Annotated in this window: 18 protein-coding genes; 11 read left to right on the top strand and 7 right to left on the bottom strand. The window is 64.3% G+C overall.

What is annotated here, in order from left to right:
* The first annotated feature begins 90 nt into the window (after window positions 1-90).
* The 5 genes from U5760_RS21640 (at window position 91) to U5760_RS21620 (ending at window position 5,584) form a co-directional block, all read left to right on the top strand.
* Window positions 91-339, top strand: coding sequence for a hypothetical protein (locus U5760_RS21640; RefSeq protein WP_322014340.1), 249 nt, complete (start codon window positions 91-93; stop codon window positions 337-339).
* Between the two features lie 182 nt (window positions 340-521).
* Entirely contained in the window at window positions 522-2,033 is a 1,512-nt protein-coding gene (locus U5760_RS21635; RefSeq protein WP_322014339.1) for a sugar ABC transporter ATP-binding protein, read from the top strand.
* Between the two features lie 40 nt (window positions 2,034-2,073).
* Entirely contained in the window at window positions 2,074-3,099 is a 1,026-nt protein-coding gene (locus tag U5760_RS21630) for an ABC transporter permease (protein WP_322014338.1), read from the top strand.
* Between the two features lie 126 nt (window positions 3,100-3,225).
* Complete coding sequence (locus U5760_RS21625) at window positions 3,226-4,164, top strand: ABC transporter substrate-binding protein (RefSeq protein ID WP_322014337.1); 939 nt, start codon at window positions 3,226-3,228, stop codon at window positions 4,162-4,164.
* A 121-nt stretch (window positions 4,165-4,285) separates the two neighbouring features.
* A complete protein-coding gene (locus U5760_RS21620; protein WP_322014336.1) occupies window positions 4,286-5,584 on the top strand; it encodes an L-fuconate dehydratase in 1,299 nt (432 codons plus the stop codon).
* Window positions 5,585-5,608: 24 nt separating this feature from the next.
* Here the strand turns inward: U5760_RS21620 and U5760_RS21615 are convergent, their stop codons facing one another.
* Window positions 5,609-6,202: a glycine zipper family protein gene (locus U5760_RS21615; protein WP_322014335.1), complete on the bottom strand. Its 594-nt coding sequence runs from the start codon at window positions 6,200-6,202 to the stop codon at window positions 5,609-5,611.
* Window positions 6,203-6,340: 138 nt separating this feature from the next.
* On the opposite strand from U5760_RS21615, the gene U5760_RS21610 reads away from it, so the two are divergent.
* Both U5760_RS21610 and bfr read left to right on the top strand, forming a co-directional pair.
* Window positions 6,341-7,009, top strand: a complete 669-nt coding sequence (locus U5760_RS21610) for a cation transporter (protein WP_322014334.1) — start codon at window positions 6,341-6,343, stop codon at window positions 7,007-7,009.
* 106 nt (window positions 7,010-7,115) lie between these two features.
* Window positions 7,116-7,604, top strand: a complete 489-nt coding sequence (bfr, locus tag U5760_RS21605) for a bacterioferritin (protein ID WP_322014333.1) — start codon at window positions 7,116-7,118, stop codon at window positions 7,602-7,604.
* A 48-nt stretch (window positions 7,605-7,652) separates the two neighbouring features.
* Here bfr and U5760_RS21600 read toward each other — a convergent pair whose 3' ends face one another.
* Entirely contained in the window at window positions 7,653-8,552 is a 900-nt protein-coding gene (locus U5760_RS21600) for a LysR family transcriptional regulator (protein ID WP_322014332.1), read from the bottom strand.
* Window positions 8,553-8,621: 69 nt separating this feature from the next.
* Between U5760_RS21600 and U5760_RS21595 the strand changes: the two genes are divergently transcribed.
* Window positions 8,622-8,876, top strand: a complete 255-nt coding sequence (locus U5760_RS21595; protein ID WP_322014331.1) for a hypothetical protein — start codon at window positions 8,622-8,624, stop codon at window positions 8,874-8,876.
* A gap of 114 nt (window positions 8,877-8,990) precedes the next feature.
* Here U5760_RS21595 and U5760_RS21590 read toward each other — a convergent pair whose 3' ends face one another.
* Window positions 8,991-9,392 (bottom strand): hypothetical protein, encoded by a 402-nt coding sequence (locus U5760_RS21590; RefSeq protein ID WP_415914148.1) that lies wholly within the window; start codon window positions 9,390-9,392, stop codon window positions 8,991-8,993.
* A gap of 93 nt (window positions 9,393-9,485) precedes the next feature.
* Entirely contained in the window at window positions 9,486-10,433 is a 948-nt protein-coding gene (locus U5760_RS21585; protein ID WP_322014329.1) for an AraC family transcriptional regulator, read from the bottom strand.
* Window positions 10,434-10,520: 87 nt separating this feature from the next.
* On the opposite strand from U5760_RS21585, the gene U5760_RS21580 reads away from it, so the two are divergent.
* A complete protein-coding gene (locus U5760_RS21580) occupies window positions 10,521-11,945 on the top strand; it encodes a cytochrome P450 (protein ID WP_322014328.1) in 1,425 nt (474 codons plus the stop codon).
* A 52-nt stretch (window positions 11,946-11,997) separates the two neighbouring features.
* On the opposite strand, the gene U5760_RS21575 is transcribed toward U5760_RS21580, so the two are convergent.
* The 3 genes from U5760_RS21575 to U5760_RS21565 are packed head-to-tail and all read right to left on the bottom strand — an operon-like array spanning window position 11,998 to window position 13,897.
* Window positions 11,998-12,705 carry a hypothetical protein gene (locus U5760_RS21575; RefSeq protein WP_322014327.1) on the bottom strand — a complete coding sequence of 236 codons (708 nt, stop codon included), beginning with the start codon at window positions 12,703-12,705 and terminating at the stop codon, window positions 11,998-12,000.
* On the bottom strand, window positions 12,702-13,316 hold the full coding sequence (locus U5760_RS21570; protein WP_322014326.1) for a hypothetical protein: 615 nt from the start codon (window positions 13,314-13,316) through the stop codon (window positions 12,702-12,704). The genes U5760_RS21575 and U5760_RS21570 overlap by 4 nt, the downstream gene beginning before the upstream one ends.
* Window positions 13,313-13,897 carry a PAAR domain-containing protein gene (locus U5760_RS21565; RefSeq protein WP_322014325.1) on the bottom strand — a complete coding sequence of 195 codons (585 nt, stop codon included), beginning with the start codon at window positions 13,895-13,897 and terminating at the stop codon, window positions 13,313-13,315. Before U5760_RS21565 ends, U5760_RS21570 begins: the two co-directional genes overlap by 4 nt.
* 478 nt (window positions 13,898-14,375) lie before the next feature.
* Between U5760_RS21565 and U5760_RS21560 the strand changes: the two genes are divergently transcribed.
* Both U5760_RS21560 and U5760_RS21555 read left to right on the top strand, forming a co-directional pair.
* Window positions 14,376-14,918 (top strand): cysteine hydrolase family protein, encoded by a 543-nt coding sequence (locus tag U5760_RS21560; protein ID WP_322014324.1) that lies wholly within the window; start codon window positions 14,376-14,378, stop codon window positions 14,916-14,918.
* A 103-nt stretch (window positions 14,919-15,021) separates the two neighbouring features.
* Complete coding sequence (locus U5760_RS21555; RefSeq protein ID WP_322014323.1) at window positions 15,022-15,903, top strand: LysR substrate-binding domain-containing protein; 882 nt, start codon at window positions 15,022-15,024, stop codon at window positions 15,901-15,903.
* Window positions 15,904-15,944 lie beyond the last annotated feature (41 nt).

The raw sequence follows: 15,944 nt of genomic DNA, 5'->3' as shown, positions 1-15,944 counted from the left end.
AAGGCGGCCGTTCTTCCAGAACGAGAATGATCAACGGTAGCGTCCACATGAGCGGCCCCTTTCACGCTTGAATTGAACAGATACATAAACGTGAAGGCAGATATCGCAGCGGCAAACCCGGCCATTACGTTCTCCTTAGATACGCTCGCGGAATATACGGTGCATAAGTTCAACGGCGCGCAACTGCGGTTTGTTCGTGAAGGCGTCAACACGCTTGTGCACTGCACTCACCACGAAGCGAATGCTGCGTCGCACAACATAACGCGTCGAAATTTACCAGTGAATAAATCAGGCATAGGCAAATTCCCGATCTTGAATCGCAGCCAACCCGAGTCGTAGAATCGTTTTACTTTGTGCAGTTGGCGTGGGCGACAGGGCGCCCGCTGGCCTCACCCGAAGGCGACACCCGATTCAGGATGCCAGGCAAGGCGACGCCCGAAGCCGCCGCGCCCGGCGCTTTCTCAACCGCTTCTCCCGATCCGGCCTCGAGGCCGTCGTGGATTTGTCGTGAAAGCCGCGCCATGAACCCGCTCATCTCGGTCACGAAGCTCAGCAAGCGTTTTCCCGGCGTGCGGGCGCTGCACGACGTGCAGTTCGAGCTGCGGCCCGGCGAGGTGCACGCCCTGATGGGCGAAAACGGCGCCGGCAAATCGACGCTGATGAAAATCCTGGCGGGCGTTTATACCCGCGATACGGGCGAGATTCTCTACGACGGCCAGCCCGTGAATTTCCAGAGCCCGCGCGAAGCCCAGGCCGTGGGTATCGGCATCATTCATCAGGAACTCCATCTGATGAATCACCTCACCGTCGCGCAGAACATCTTCATCGGCCGCGAGCCGCGGTCGCGTCTGCGCTTCTTTCTCGACGAAGACCGGCTCAATGCCCAGGCCCGCGACATCCTTGCGCGCATGCACGTGAAGCTCGATCCACGCGCGCTCGTCGGCACGCTTACCGTGGCCCGCCAGCAGATGGTGGAAATCGCCAAGGCGCTCTCCTTCGATTCGCGCGTGCTCATCATGGACGAGCCGACTTCCGCGCTCAACGACGCCGAGATTGCCGAGCTCTTTCGCATCATCGGCGAGCTCAAAAGCCGCGGAGTGGGCGTGATCTACATCTCGCACAAGATGGACGAGCTCAAGCGCATCTCCGAGCGCGTCACGGTGCTGCGCGACGGCGAGTACGTGGCCACGGTCGAAACGAAGGACGCTAGCGTCGACGAGATCATCAGCATGATGGTCGGGCGCAAGCTGGCCGAAGTCGAGCCCACACAGGGCACGGCCCGGCACGGCGAGATCGCGCTCGAAGTGAAGCACCTGAATGCCGGCCCGCTCGTGCGGGACGTGAGCTTCACCTTGCGCCAGGGCGAGATTCTGGGCTTTGCCGGCCTGATGGGCGCGGGCCGCACCGAGGTGGCGCGCGCCGTGTTCGGCGCCGATCCGGTGGAATCCGGCGAAACGTGGGTGCGAGGGGTGAAGGTCGTGATCAGGAAGCCGAGCGACGCCGTGGCCCGCGGCATCGGTTATCTCTCGGAGGATCGCAAGCAATTCGGCCTTGCGGTCGGCATGGACGTCGAGTCGAACATCGTGATGTCGAACCTCGGCAAGTTTCTTTCGCTGCGGGTCTTTCTGCGCCGCGCCCAGATGCGTCAGCGCGCCACGCATTTCATCAAGCTGCTGGCCATCCGCACGCCCTCGGCGGCGCAGCAGGTGCGCCTCCTATCGGGCGGCAACCAGCAGAAGATCGTGATCGCCAAGTGGCTGGAGCGCGACTGCGACGTGCTCTTTTTCGACGAGCCCACGCGCGGGATCGACGTGGGTGCCAAGAGCGAGATCTACAAGCTGCTGCGCACGCTCGCCGCGCAGGGCAAGGCCATCGTCATGATTTCTTCGGAATTGCCCGAGATCCTGCACATGAGCGACCGCGTGGTGGTGATGTGCGAAGGCCGCATCACAGGTGAACTGACGGCGGAGCAGGCGTCGCAGGAGCGCATCATGCAGCTCGCCACGCTGCGCGAATCCCTGAAAGCGGCCTGATTCCGCGTGAACCCTGCTTGAAGTCTACAAGGCCCACTCCATGACATTGCGTTCGGACACCTCCGTACTGGCCAAAGAGGACCGGCCCTCGAGCCTCAAGGCACGCATCTTCGCGCCCGCCACGGTGCAGAAGCTGCTCGCTTTCGTGAGCCTGATCCTGCTGCTGGTGTTCTTCAGCTTCGCCTCGCCGGCGTTCATGCAGATCGACAACATGCTCGGCATTCTGCAGGCGACGGCCGTAAACGGCGTGCTGGCCATTGCCTGCACCTTCGTGATCATCACGGGCGGCATCGATCTTTCGGTCGGTACGCTGATGACCTTCACGGCGGTAATCTGCGGCGTGTTCCTCACCTACTGGCATCTGCCGATGTGGACCGGCGTGCTCGCCGCCATCGGTACGGGCGCCCTGTGCGGCACCGTTTCGGGCACGCTCACCGCAAAGATGAAGATCCCGCCCTTCATCGCTACGCTCGGCATGATGATGCTGCTCAAGGGCCTCTCGCTTGTCGTGTCCTCCGACCAGCCGATCTATTTCACCGACACCGAGAACTTCTACATGATCTCGCAGGACTCGCTGATCGGTTATCTGCTGCCGGGCGTGCCCATTCCGAACGCGGTGCTCATTCTCTTTCTGCTTGCGATCGTCAGCTCCGTTACGCTCAATCGCACGGCACTCGGCCGCTATACGTTCGCCATCGGCAGCAACGAAGAAGCCGTGCGGCTCTCCGGTGTGAACGTCGATCGCTGGAAGATCGCCATCTATGGTCTCGGCGGCGCCATCTGCGGCGTGGCGGGGCTGCTCATCGCCTCGCGCCTGAATTCGGCGCAGCCCGCACTGGGTCAGGGCTACGAACTGGAGGCCATCGCCGCCGTCGTGATCGGCGGGACCTCGCTCTCCGGCGGCTCGGGAACGATACTCGGCACGATCATCGGCGCCTTCATCATGAGCGTGCTGACCAACGGACTGCGCATTCTTTCGGTGGCCCAGGAATGGCAGATCGTGGTCACGGGCCTCATCATCATTCTCGCGGTCTATGCCGATATCCTGCGGCGCAAGAAGCTTTGACGCGCGACTTCGTACTCAGGTTCGTACTCGTGCTTATGCAGTGAAATGACGCAGTGAACAACGGGAGCGCATAGCGGCTCCCCCCACGGCTGATGGTTGATGGCCCCACCCCAGGAGGAGAAGACCATGTTGAAGAGAAGACTGCTCGGCATTGCGCTAGGCGTTAGCGCGCTCGTGGGCGGCACGCTGCTCGCACACGCGGACGAACCCTACATTCCGCTCATTTCGAAGGGCTTCCAGCATCAGTTCTGGCAGGCCGTGAAGGCCGGCGCCGAACAGGCGGCGAAGGAAAGCAACGTGAAGATCACGTTCGAGGGTCCGGAAACCGAAGCGATGGTCGACAAGCAGATCGACATGCTCTCGGCCGCGCTCGCCAAGCATCCCCAGGCGCTCGGCATTGCCGCACTCGACAGCAAGGCGGCCATTCCGCTCCTGCGGCGCGCGCAGAACGAGAAGATTCCCGTGATCGCGTTCGATTCGGGCGTCGATAGCGACATTCCGATCACCACCTGCGCGACCGACAATCTCGCCGCCGCTGGCCTCGCCGCCGACAAGATGGCCGAGGCCATCGGCAAGTCGGGCGACGTCGCGCTGATCGTGCACGACCAGACGAGCCGCACCGGCATCGACCGCCGCGACGGCTTCCTCAACGAGATCAAGAAGTATCCCGGCATCAAGATCGTTTCCGTGCAGTATGGCGGCGGCGACCACCTGAAATCGGCCGAAATCGCCAAGACGATCATTCAGGCGAACCCCAACCTCAAGGGCATCTTCGGTTCCAACGAAGGGTCGGCGGAAGGTGCGGCGATCGGCGTGAAGGAGTCGGGCAAGAAGCTCGTGCTGATCGGCTTCGACTCGGGCAAGGAGCAGAAGGACGATATCAATTCCGGCCTGATGCTCGGCGCGATCACGCAGAACCCGGTGGGGATCGGCAAGTGTGTCGTGGATTCGGCGGTGAAGGCGCTCAAGGGCGAAACGCTGCCCAGGCGTATCGATACCGGCTTCTACTGGTACGACAAGAGCAACATGAACGACCCGAAGATCTCGGCCGTGCTCTACGACTGAGCGGGTTGCTTCGAACTGCTTCGCATTGCTTCGACCCGCCCGGCGCCATAACCGGCGCCGGCGGCTGCATGGCACGGCGGCGGGGCGTCCGCCGCCGTCGCATCTGTGGAGGGCGATTCCCATGACCACCATCACCGCGCTTGCCGTCAAGGACATCCGGTTCCCCACGTCGCGCTCGCTCGACGGCTCCGACGCGATGAACGCCGCGCCCGACTACTCTGCGACCTACGTGACGCTCGAAACGGATTCGCCCGCCGGACTCACGGGCCACGGCCTGACGTTCACCATCGGGCGCGGCAACGAGATCTGCGTGGCCGCGGCGAAGGCGCTCGCGCCGCTCGTGGTCGGCAAGACGCTCGAAGACATTGCGGCGAACATGGGGGCCTTCTGGCGCGCCATCACGTCCGATAGCCAGTTGCGCTGGATCGGGCCGGACAAGGGCGCCATCCATCTTGCGACGGCGGCGCTCGTGAATGCGGTCTGGGATCTCTGGGCGAAGGCGGCGGGCAAGCCCGTCTGGAAGCTGCTCGTCGATATGAGCCCCGAGGAACTGGTGCGCTGCCTCGATTTTCGCTACGTGACCGACGCCCTCACCCCGCAGGAAGCCATTGCCCTGCTCCACCGCCACGCGAAGACGCGAGGCGAGCGCGAGGCGCAGATGCTGGCCGGCGGTTATCCGGCCTATACGACCTCGGCCGGATGGCTCGGCTACGACGACGACAAGATCCGCCGGCTCGCGCGCGAAGGCGTGGCGAACGGCTGGACGCACTTCAAGCAGAAGGTGGGCGCCAATATCGAGGAGGACATGCGGCGCGCGCGCATTCTGCGCGAAGAAATCGGCGAGAACCTGAAGCTCATGATGGACGCCAATCAGGTGTGGGACGTCGATGAGGCCGTGGCGAACATGCGGCGCCTCGCCGAATTCGACCCGTGGTGGATCGAGGAGCCGACAAGCCCCGACGACGTGCTGGGCCACGCAGCCATCCGCCGGCGCATCGCGCCCATCGGCGTCGCCACGGGCGAGCATTGCCAGAACCGGGTGATGTTCAAGCAGCTCTTGCAGGCCCAGGCCATCGACTTTTGCCAGATCGACAGTTGCCGCCTGGGCGGGCTCAACGAGGTGATCGTCGTGCTGCTGATGGCGGCCAAATTCGGCGTGCCGGTGTGCCCGCATGCAGGCGGCGTGGGCCTGTGCGAATACGTCCAGCATATTTCGCTCTTCGATTACATCTGCGTTTCGGCGTCGCTCGATAACCGGGTGCTCGAATACGTCGATCATCTGCACGAACACTTCGTGGACCCCGTCGTGATCCGCAACGGCCATTACATGCCGCCCAGGCGCCCCGGCTACAGCATCGAAATGCACGCGGCTTCGCTCGACGAGTACGCGTTTCCCGACGGGGCAGCCTGGCGGCACTGAGCGCCGCCAACGGCCCTTTACCCTTTACCAGGCCCAGACGCCAACGGGCGGCGGCGGCCCATACACCATCGGCGGTGCATAAACGACCGGCGGCGCGGCATAGGCCGGCACGGTCGAGTACACCGCGGGCTGCGAAATGCGGTTGCCCTTCGAAGCCATGCATTGCGCGTAAGCCGCGTCGTAGCTCGCCTGCAGGCTGGCCGACGAGACGCTGGCGTTGTTGGCTCCCACCGCGCTGCCGAGCAGGAGGCCCGTGCCCGCGCCGATGGCCGCGCCTACGCCCGCGTTGCCTGCGGCGGCGCCCAGCAGCGCGCCGGCCGCTGCCCCACCCAGCGTCCCGATCGCGCTGCTGCCGACGCCGCTTTGCATCCCGCCTTGCGACGAAGCCTGTGCGGCGCCATCGGAGCGGAACGCATAGTCGCGGCAGGCATAGTCTTCCTGCTGGAACTGGGCGAGCGGCTTGCCGTTCGGCGGCAACGCCACGACGGAAGGACCGGTGGGCGGCACCACGGCGCAGCCGGTCAGCGCAACGGCGATCAGGGCAAGCGGCACGGCAATCCGGGTAAAACGGGCGCTGCGGGGCGTACGGGGGCTGGCTTGGGTCGATGAGCGTTTCATGATGATCGCGTCCTGTGAGTCGATGGACGCGATCTTGACGAGCCCGAGTGAGGGGAAAGTTAGCGTGCTCTGTCACTTGTCATCCGCGTGCCATCTGCGGCACCTACTCTCGCGGAAAACAAATTTCCCCAACGCCGCATGCGCCCAGCTAGTGCACAACCAGAACAGGCCACGCTTCGGGCCGCCCGTATAGCCGTTGCGGCCAATGCGGCGCTGATGGCCGTCCAGATCGCCACGGGCTGGCTGACCGGGTCGCACGCGATCGTTGCGGACGGCATCCACACGTTCGTGGATCTCGTCATCGACGCGCTTCTCTTCTTCACGCTGCGGCCCGCCGGCATGGCGCTGCTGGCCCGCGCGGGCGCGCTGGGCGCGGCGTTTCCGTCCGTTGTCGCCGCAACGCTGCTCACGCTCACGGGCGCCGAGCTGATCCGCCAGGGGCTCGCCGAAACCGGCAGCGCCGCCGCGGCGCCGGCTTCGGCCCAGTTCGGCGGCCTGCTGGTCGCGCTGCTCGTGCTGGGCACGCGCGAAGCCGTGGCGCGTCACCTGCACGCCGTGGCGGCGCGCGTGAACGCCACGCACGCTCGCGCCGCCGATACCCTCTCCGCAAGCGCCTGGCATGCGCGCGCCGACGCCATGTCGGCCGGCGCCGCCGCCATCGGCGTGCTGGGGACGATGACCGGCCTCGCCCACCTCGACCAGTTCGCCACCCTGCTCATCGGCACGATGATGGTGGGCATGGGCCTCTTCCAGCAGGACGGTTTTATCAGACGATATTGCCGCCGCATGTGGGCGCGGCCCGCCTGAACCGAAACGGTTCTTTTTCCCTCCATCATTCGCGCCGTTCTCGCGCTGACGGTCTATCCTGCAGGGAGATGGCCGATCAGCGCATGGGCGAGAACCAGGAGGGAATATGAAAGCAGCCGATCCGAAGGTTATCGAATATCTGAACGCCGAACTGAAGAACGAGCTCACGGCGATCAACCAGTATTTTCTCCACGCCCGGCTCTACAAGCACTGGGGGCTCGAAGCGCTCGGCAAGCACGAGTACGAAGAGTCGATCGAGGAAATGAAGCACGCGGACAAGCTGATCGAGCGCATTCTCATGCTCGACGGGCTGCCCAATCTTCAGGACCTGAGCAAGCTGCTGGTGGGCGAGGACACGCTGGAGTGCCTGCAGTGCGACCTCAAGCTCGAGGTGACCGCCCAGGCCACCTTGAAGGAAGCGATTGCGTACTGCGAATCGGTGAGCGACTACGTCTCGCGCGAGATCTTCGTCGAGATTCTGGACGACACCGAGGACCATATCGACTGGCTCGAAATCCAGATCGAACTCGTGGACAAGGTCGGCATCCAGAACTACCAGCAATCGGCCATGGGCGGCATCGAGAGTTCGAGCTGAGCGCGCGCCACTCGGCGTTATCCGGCCTCGCGATAACGGCGGCGCGTTTCACCCATCCTTCAATGCGTCCTTGCGCGGACTCTTCAACGCGGCGCGCACGAACGCGACGAACCGCTCCGTGACGGGATTGCCCTGCCCGCGCGGCCAGACGAGCCCCACCCGCCATTTCGCATGCTTGCCCCGCAGCGGCAGGACCGTCGCATCCCTCAGCAGATGGGCGGCACGCGATGGAATGAAGGCCACCCCCGCGCCGGCCGCCACGGTTGCGAGAACGGACTGCACGTCGTCGGCCTGTTGCGTCACGTTCGGTGCATAGCCGTGCTCGCGACACCAGTTGTCGATCTGCGCCGCAAGGCCGGCGCCGCGTGCGCGCCTCAAGGTCACGAAGCCGATATCGTTTAGCATGCCGAAGTCTTCGGGCAAGCGAATGCGCTTGAGACGCGGTGGCAACGCAAGCGCGAGACTTTCTTCCATCACCGCGAGCGACGCGAAGTCCTCGCTTCCCGCCAGCCGCATGAAGCCCACGTCGAGCTTGCCTGCCAGAAGGCGGCGTCGTTGCTCGCCCGAAGAGAGGTCGCTCAGCGAGACGGCCACGCCCGGATTCTGCTGGCGAAAGTCGGCAATGATCGGCGGCGCGATGGTCAGCACGGACAGGCAGATGCCCGCGCGCAAGTGCCCGCGCCGGCCGCTGCTGGCCTCCCTCGCGCGGGCGAGCACTTCGTCGGCGTCATAGACCAGCGCCTGCGCGTCGGGGAGGAACATTTCGCCGAAGGTCGTGAGCTCCGCGCCGTGCCGCCCGCGCTCGAAAAGCCTTGCGCCCAGGCTCTCTTCTAACGCATTCACCTGCTTGCTCAACGCGGGCTGGCTCATATGGAGCGCATCTGCCGCGCGCCCGAAATGCCGCAACTCGGCCACCGTGAGGAAGGTTTTCAGCAGTTTGATTTCCATTCCACGCCGTTATCGTATCGATCGAATCATTCATTTTACTAATCGATCCGCAACGCGTTCAATACGGATATGTTCTCGCTCACGTCACCGACCATGCGCTCCCGACGACTCGAATCCTGCCTGCCGACGCCCACCCGTATCCATGCCGATGCCTGCAACGATGCCGGAGATCCCGAATCGATGCGCGACGCCAGCCAAAGCGGCGAGCGACGCGGGCGCCGCCGTCGCTTCGCTCTCGTGACGCCGGCGGAGAACGAGCGTGCACAGACCGGATCGATTGCCGTGAGTTTCGCTATCGTTTCCCGTAGCCGCTGGCCGCGCTGAAACACGGTGTGCGGCTTCTTCGAGGGAAATCTGCGCCTGGGGAGGCAGAAGAGAAAAGGCACCGGCGGCGCATTGCACGCCGCCGTTCAGTGCGCGACTGTCTGACCAACTGACTTACTGGTCGCAGCGCAGGTCTTTCTTGAGCACGGCGATGATAGCCGGCGCGGTGCCGTGGTCGAGATCCACGCGCACCACCACGGACATCATGTTGCTGTCGATGTCGTCGTACACGCTGACGCGCTCGTTGCGAAAGCTGTCGAGCCCCGTGCAGTCGGAGGCGCGGCCATCGTCCGAGACCTTGCACTGGATCGGATGGTCGATCACATAGCGAACCCGGTCGCGATCCGGCGCCGCCAGGTACTCGCGCAGGCTCTGGACCGACCCGCCTACGCCGGTGAGGTGAGCGACGGAACATTGATCTGCCGATGTCACGCCGGTACTGGACGCATCGGCGTGCGCGACCGTATTGCAGGTGAGCAGCAGCGCTGCAATGGTCGGTGCAAGAAGGGTTTTCATGGTGCAATTACGTTTTCTGAAGCGTTGACGACGCATTGTAATGGCATCGGGCCCAACGCATCCGGGAGCCGGGACAGCGTGCGAACCGCCCCGTCACACCCACAGGCGGTACATCCAGAACGATTCGTCCTCTTCGAAGCGGCGCACGAACTCGCCCGGCGAAAAACCCGTGGTGCGCCGGACCGCACGGCTCAGATGGGCCTGATCGGCAAAACCCTCCTCGTGCGCGAGCGCGGCCCAGTCGACCGGCTCCCCGACATCGAACCGCTCGCGGGCGGAGAAGAACGCGCCCTCGGTCTTGACCAGCATCTGCCACTCGCGCAGCGAACGGCCGCTGAAAGCCTTGATGCGGCGCTCGACCTGACGCGGGCTATGCGTCGTGCGCCATTCGCGCGCCTGCCAGGCGAGCCGCGCAACCCAGCGACGCCCGGCCTCGCGCAACGCCGCGGCCGGAGAACTGGCAGGCCGCAGCGCGAGCCAGCGCGGCGCGAGATGGTGCGAGAGGGCAGCCAGGGTCGCGGTATCGTCGTCCGCCTCGAGCAGTGCGGCGAGAAACGGCTGCCAGCTGTCGTCGAGCAGTGCGAAGGCATCGCAGAAACGGTCGTGAATGGCGGCGGGATCGACGCCGAACAGGATCTTCGCCACGTCGGTGGTGAAACAGATCATGCCGCCCCGCCCGTTGCCCGACCCCCAGCTTGCCGTGGGTCGCGACTGGCTGCCCGAAAGGGTGACCGACGTTCCGAACGGACGCCACTGCGTACCGCCGGCCGTCTGCTCGACGAGCCCTGCGTCCAGCCACTGATACCAGGAAAGACAGACGAGCGGCGAGGCCGGGAAATGCGAGAGCCGCTGCGCATCGTTCAGGGCGAAGTCGCGCATGTCGCGGCAGACCACGGCCACCACCGCGCCGTGCAGGCCCGGCGGCGCGACATAAAGGCGGCTGTGCGGCTCGCGGCCGCTATGCGACGTGCGTGACGCACGCGGCGCGCGCGCCAGCAGCGCGGGACAAATCGGCGGCGTGGAAGGCGGTTGGCAGGACATGAGGGCGCAGTATAGGGATGCGCGGCGGGCCTGTCGATGTCGCTTACGTTCAAGACGGCCCTTCGTCGTCCCGGCACAATCCCTCGCATGAACACGCCGACCTCCTCCCGCTGCCCCTTCCACGCCGAGCCACCCTCGGCCCCTGTCGAGCGCCACCCGCCCGGCGTCTGGCCGCCGGGGCCGCCTGCGGGCCTGCTGGGCTGGGGCCTGCTGCGCAGCATGGCGCGCGACCTGCCCAGCACACTCGCCGACTGGCAGCGCACCTATGGCGATGTGGTTCACCTGCACATTCGCCCCGAACACGTGATCGGCGTAACGGACCCGGCGCTCGTGCGCGAACTGCTGGTGACCCACCACACGTCGCTCATCCGCTGGGAGCGGGGCATCGGCGTCTTTCGCGAGGTGCATGGGCACAGCGTGCTCGTTGCGGAAGGCGAAGCCTGGCGGAGCAAACGTCATGCGTTGCAGCCCGGCTTTGCCCCGAAGCCGGTCGAGGCATTCGTCCCGGCCATTGCAGCGGTCACGGAGCAAACCCTGGCGGCGTGGCCCGTCGGGAATCCGGACTGGCCGATCGAAAGCGCCCTCACCTCGCTGGCAATGGACGTGATCGTGCGCATGCTGTTTTCGCAGGCCATCGGCGACGATGCCCGCGTGGCCGAACAGGCGGTCCGCACGACCAGCGAAGCGGCCAACGCCGAGTTTTACGCGCTCGTGAGCGGCCCCGACTGGTTGCCGTGGAAGCGCGCCAAGAGAGAGGCCGTGGCGGCACTGAAGAACCTGATCGACCGTCATCTGCAAATGCGGCTGCGCGTGCCGGAGGAGCAGTGGCCCGACGATCTGCTGACGCGTCTGTTGCGCCTGCACCGCGATGCCCCGCAAGCGTGGCCGTTGCAGGCGATCCGCGACGAATGCATGACGATCTTCCTCGCCGGCCACGAAACCTCGGCTGCCACGCTCACGTGGTGGGCATGGTGCATGGCCTCCAATCCGGAAGCGCAGGCGATCGCACGCGACGAAATCAACCGTGTATTGCAAGGCCGGTTGCCGGAAGCGGGCATGCTGGGCTCGCTGCGCTGGCTCAAGCAGACGATCGAAGAAACGCTGCGCCTGTATCCGGCTGCGCCCCTGCTCATCAGCCGCCGCACGACCCAACCGGTCGCGCTCGGTGCCTGGCAATTCCCGGCGCGCACGCTCTTCATGCTGCCGGTTCAGGTGATGCATCACGACGCACGATGGTTTCCGGAGCCCGAGCGCTTTCTCCCGCAGCGATTCGCCGCCGACGCACCACCGATACCGCGCGGCGCCTGGCTGCCGTTCGGGGCCGGGCCGCGTGTCTGCCTCGGGCAGCATCTGGCCATGAACGAAATGATGGTCATCGCGGCGATGGTGCTGCAGCAGTTCGTGCTGGAAGTGCCGGCGGGCGCTGCGGCGCCGCGGCCGGTCTTGAATATCACGTTGCGGCCGGATCGGGCGGTGCGGCTGGGCGTGAAGCGTATCGAGGCACAGCGATAGAGCGATGTAGCAAGCGCCGCGGCCACCGACCGGGCCACGGCGCTTGCCTGCGTCATTCGTCTTGCCGTGAAAATTGGAACGGGTTATCCGGGCTGACGAAGCGAAGACGGATTGTGTCGTTCGTCGGCATAAAGCTGCCGTGCTCGTATGTGAAGTAGGAGACAAGCAGCCCTACCCGTGTACCTTGCCTCTCGTCGACGAGGTAGTCGTTCTTTGGGAAGGCAATGCGGTCGTCAGCGGTTTTCAATACGGCCCGGCATGAGGAAAGGAGGCTGGGCAAATGGAGAAATTCAGGTTTCCTGCCTTTCCTGCCTAATGGGTCGACCAGAAGGTAGACCTGCTGGTAACGATCGGCTTCGCCGGATCCATTGCCATGTCCTTCCAGGCAGAGAAGCGGCGGGACATTGCCCGCTCTTTGCGCAATGAAAATATCGGCGGCATTGGGGTACAACTCCGTTACGTGTTCGCCCGGAAAGATTGCGGCTTGCGCAAATCGATATCGTTTCCGATTGATCGACAGATAATTCGACCCAACCTGAATTTTCACCGGTTTGCCGCCTATCGTTGCCTGCACGTCGGTGTAGATTCCGCCTCCCCCCGAATTGGCATAAACGGCGGATCGGTCCTGGTTGACCGGAGTCTTGAACAGTGCACCGGGTTGCCCGGCATAAAACACGTCATAGTCGCTGTAACGACGCTCTGCATGGCAGCCTGTCGAAACGACACAGAGCGTGGCCACGATGAATGTCGAAATTTTCATCTGTATGCCTTTCCGCCTGTGGCTTGCAGGTAGTCCGGCGTGTGGATCCAGAAAATCGTACTGCCGTGTGCTGCTGTCGAAGTCCAGACCGAGTCGTATCGACCGCGTTCGGTCCCGGAAACCATTTGCCCGGTCTTCTTGTTCCTCACCCGCCAATACACAACGACACTCCGGCGCTGTTCCGGCACGTCGAACAGGTTGTGCGAGGGATCCCCCCACCTGAACCCATCCCGAACCTTGGGATGTCTGGCATATCCGGTCTTGAAATCGAGGCCGTCCCACCAGAACGCACCGTTTGACGGATCCGGGCCACTGTTGGCCAGCGCCTTTTGTGCCCAATCGAGCGCCAGTTTCATCCCGGCATTCGATGCTATTGCGGCATCGGGCGTTCGCATGAGCTTGTTGAAGCGCTCATTGGAACCGTCCCACGCATAGGCATAGTTTGGATCGGCACTACGCAACTCCGATACCGTTTTGTTCCCCCACGCACGACACCTGTTGGCCACGGCAAACGCTATACCGCCAATTTCCTCGGGATCGTTTGCCGTCGATGCTTCTCCGTAGGCTACGGCGGCAAGCAAGCGCTCGTCTTTGTCGATCGCATCGCTCATCGCACGCTTCCGCTTCGCCACGCAATCATTCTCAGATCCGGGTGATCGTCTCTCGAGACGGCCACGGTTTTTCCAGCCACGAGCAATTCGCTCTTGACCAGCGAGTAACCATTGCTTAGCAACGTGTAGGTCATCCCTTCGACGGGTACGCCAGCAACCGCATCGATCATTTCGAAGTAATGTTCGAGTTCGTTATAGGCATCGCTCAAACCCGACGTGACTTCCTCCGGGTCCACAGAAAAGGTACGGACTGCTACAGGAAGTCGATCCCCGCTCACCGCAAAGCAACGCGCATCGGGCCCGGCGATCACCCGGTTCTGTCCGCAAGGGCACAACACCAGATCCCCGTCAAAGACACTTGCCCTTCCCTGCCAGGTGACTTTGGTGCATGTTCCGAAGATCTTGAAGATGCCCTTGCATTTTCCGCAGGTGGCCTCCTCGCCATCGAGAGCAAGGGGTTTGCCGCCGTCGCACCGGCTGCTTGTGGTTGCGATCACCACGCCGCCGGTTGTTGTCGGGTCGCCGTTGCGTACGAGAGCCCGGCTCATGCGGTGGGTCCGTGCTGTCTGCTTGTCGTTCACGCTGAACCCCTGGCCCATGCAATCCGGTGCTGTTCCCGTGGCGCCTCTCCCTTGTTGCGTCCCACCTTCGGCATAGCTATTAGCTCTACTAACTGGCATTCCCCGAGAAAGCTGCCCACATCGCTCGACTCCAGCATGTCCGATCCCTTTCAAGACGACTTGGGCTTATCTTGCTGGATAAGTATTTATCCCGAACAGGATAAATATCATGGAACTTGCGCAGGATCAATGCCCGATGCCCGGCCGTGCAGTCTTCTGATTTAAATTGACATTTGACAGAGCGCCCTTCACGATGAAGCTCATGATCTCCGCCCTCGCCACCTTCGCCACAGCGACCACCACGACCGCCTCAGGCGGGTCGTGAGGGAACGGGCGCGAACGTATCACCGGCAAGTCACCGTATCCCCCAAGGCCCCGCCCGCATCGGACGGGGCCTTGTCGTTTCTCCGTCCGCCGCAGGCTCAACTGGAGAAACGCCATGCATGAACCCCATCGGCCGCGCCGCGCGCTGCTCGTCATCGACATCCAGCAAGGCATGTTTGCCGGGCCCGAGCGCCCGCACGACGGCGACCGCGTTCTGGCCAACATCAATACGCTCGTCCGCAAGGCACGCGAAGCCCAGGCGCCGGTGTTCGCCGCGCGGCATACCGGTCCCCCGGGTTCGCCGCTCGCCCCCGGCAGCGCGCTCTCGCAACTGCTGCCCGAGCTGCTCGTCGATGAACGGCGCGACGGCGTGTTCGACAAAACGCTCCCCAACTGCTTCCATGGCACGCCGCTCGCCGGGTGGCTGGCCGAAGCGGATATCGGCGAACTGGTGATCGCGGGCATGAAGACGCAGTACTGCGTGGACAGCACCTGCCGAGCGGCCGCCGATCTGGGCCTGCGCCCCGTGCTGATCGCCGACGCGCACACCTGCATGGACACGCCCGCGCTCGGCGCGGCGGCAATCGTCGCGCACCACAACGCCACGCTCGCGGGCCCCTTCGTGCGTCTCGCCAGCACGGCGGATTACGCGTTTTGACCTCGACACGAGGGACGGAAACCACAACTGTCATACGATGCGGATAGATTGAGGTTTCCGTTCGATTCCGCTTCGCTGCACGATTTTTTCGCTGGATGCCGCCATGACCCTCACCCAGATCCGCAGCTTCATCGCGGTTGCGCAGCACGGCGGCTTCACGGCCGCCGCGCGGGCGCTCTCGACGAGCCAGACGACGATCACCTCGCAGATCCAGGCGCTGGAACACGAGCATGGGGTCGAGCTTTTTCATCGCCGCGGCCGGCGGGTGGAGCTTTCCACGGTGGGGCTGGAATTTCTGCCGCTCGCGCGGCGCATCAGTGGCTACGAGAGCGACGCCATTTCGCTCCTGCACGACAGCGGCCGGCTCCAGCGCGGCACGTTGAAGATCGGGGCAGTCGGGCCGTTTCACGTCACGGAAATGATCGAGGCGTGGCATGCGCTCCATCCGCGCATGCATCTGTCGCTCACGCTCGGCAATTCCGAGGAGGTGCTGCGCGATCTCGACCAGTACGCGTGCGACGTGGGCGTGGTCGCGCGCGCATTCGAGGACGAGCGCTACGAAACGCAGTCCTATGCCACGTTCCCCGTGATCGCCTTCGTCAACCGGGCGCACCGTTACGCGGGACGCGCATCGATCACCTTGAAGGAACTCGCGGACGAACCGCTTCTCATGCGCGAACCGGGCTCGACCACGCGTCGCGCCCTGGAGGAATCGCTGCACGACGCGGGGCTTGCCGCCCGCATAGCAATGGAAATCGGCAGCCGCGAGGCGCTGCGCGAAGCCGTCGCGCGGGGCCTCGGCGTGGGCACGGTCTCGCAGGCCGAATATGTGCCCGACGAGCGCCTGTGTCCGCTCGCCATCGAGGGCGACCCGGTCGTCACCCATATCCACGTGTGCTGCCTGCGCGAGCGGCGCGAGAGCCGCCTCGTCGCCTCGTTCTTCGCGGCCGTGGAGCGCTGCCGCCCCATCGGGCGCCCCGGTTGAGCACGGTAATTCATCAGGCCACGCGCGTGTAGAAGCGCCAA

The organism is Paraburkholderia sp. J12 (assembly GCF_905220215.1).
GTDB lineage: Bacteria > Pseudomonadota > Gammaproteobacteria > Burkholderiales > Burkholderiaceae > Paraburkholderia.
The sequence above is the reverse complement of the archived record's forward strand: the minus strand, read 5'-3'. Positions and strand labels throughout refer to the sequence as shown.

Coding starts and splice junctions, on each gene's coding strand:
- U5760_RS21635 (WP_322014339.1), top strand. CDS start 522: ATGAACCCGCTCATCTCGGTCACGAAGCTCAGCAAGCGTTTTCCCGGC.
- U5760_RS21630 (WP_322014338.1), top strand. CDS start 2,074: ATGACATTGCGTTCGGACACCTCCGTACTGGCCAAAGAGGACCGGCCC.
- U5760_RS21625 (WP_322014337.1), top strand. CDS start 3,226: ATGTTGAAGAGAAGACTGCTCGGCATTGCGCTAGGCGTTAGCGCGCTC.
- U5760_RS21620 (WP_322014336.1), top strand. CDS start 4,286: ATGACCACCATCACCGCGCTTGCCGTCAAGGACATCCGGTTCCCCACG.
- U5760_RS21615 (WP_322014335.1), bottom strand. CDS start 6,202: ATGAAACGCTCATCGACCCAAGCCAGCCCCCGTACGCCCCGCAGCGCC.
- U5760_RS21610 (WP_322014334.1), top strand. CDS start 6,341: ATGCGCCCAGCTAGTGCACAACCAGAACAGGCCACGCTTCGGGCCGCC.
- bfr (WP_322014333.1), top strand. CDS start 7,116: ATGAAAGCAGCCGATCCGAAGGTTATCGAATATCTGAACGCCGAACTG.
- U5760_RS21600 (WP_322014332.1), bottom strand. CDS start 8,552: ATGGAAATCAAACTGCTGAAAACCTTCCTCACGGTGGCCGAGTTGCGG.
- U5760_RS21595 (WP_322014331.1), top strand. CDS start 8,622: ATGTTCTCGCTCACGTCACCGACCATGCGCTCCCGACGACTCGAATCC.
- U5760_RS21590 (WP_415914148.1), bottom strand. CDS start 9,392: ATGAAAACCCTTCTTGCACCGACCATTGCAGCGCTGCTGCTCACCTGC.
- U5760_RS21585 (WP_322014329.1), bottom strand. CDS start 10,433: ATGTCCTGCCAACCGCCTTCCACGCCGCCGATTTGTCCCGCGCTGCTG.
- U5760_RS21580 (WP_322014328.1), top strand. CDS start 10,521: ATGAACACGCCGACCTCCTCCCGCTGCCCCTTCCACGCCGAGCCACCC.
- U5760_RS21575 (WP_322014327.1), bottom strand. CDS start 12,705: ATGAAAATTTCGACATTCATCGTGGCCACGCTCTGTGTCGTTTCGACA.
- U5760_RS21570 (WP_322014326.1), bottom strand. CDS start 13,316: ATGAGCGATGCGATCGACAAAGACGAGCGCTTGCTTGCCGCCGTAGCC.
- U5760_RS21560 (WP_322014324.1), top strand. CDS start 14,376: ATGCATGAACCCCATCGGCCGCGCCGCGCGCTGCTCGTCATCGACATC.
- U5760_RS21555 (WP_322014323.1), top strand. CDS start 15,022: ATGACCCTCACCCAGATCCGCAGCTTCATCGCGGTTGCGCAGCACGGC.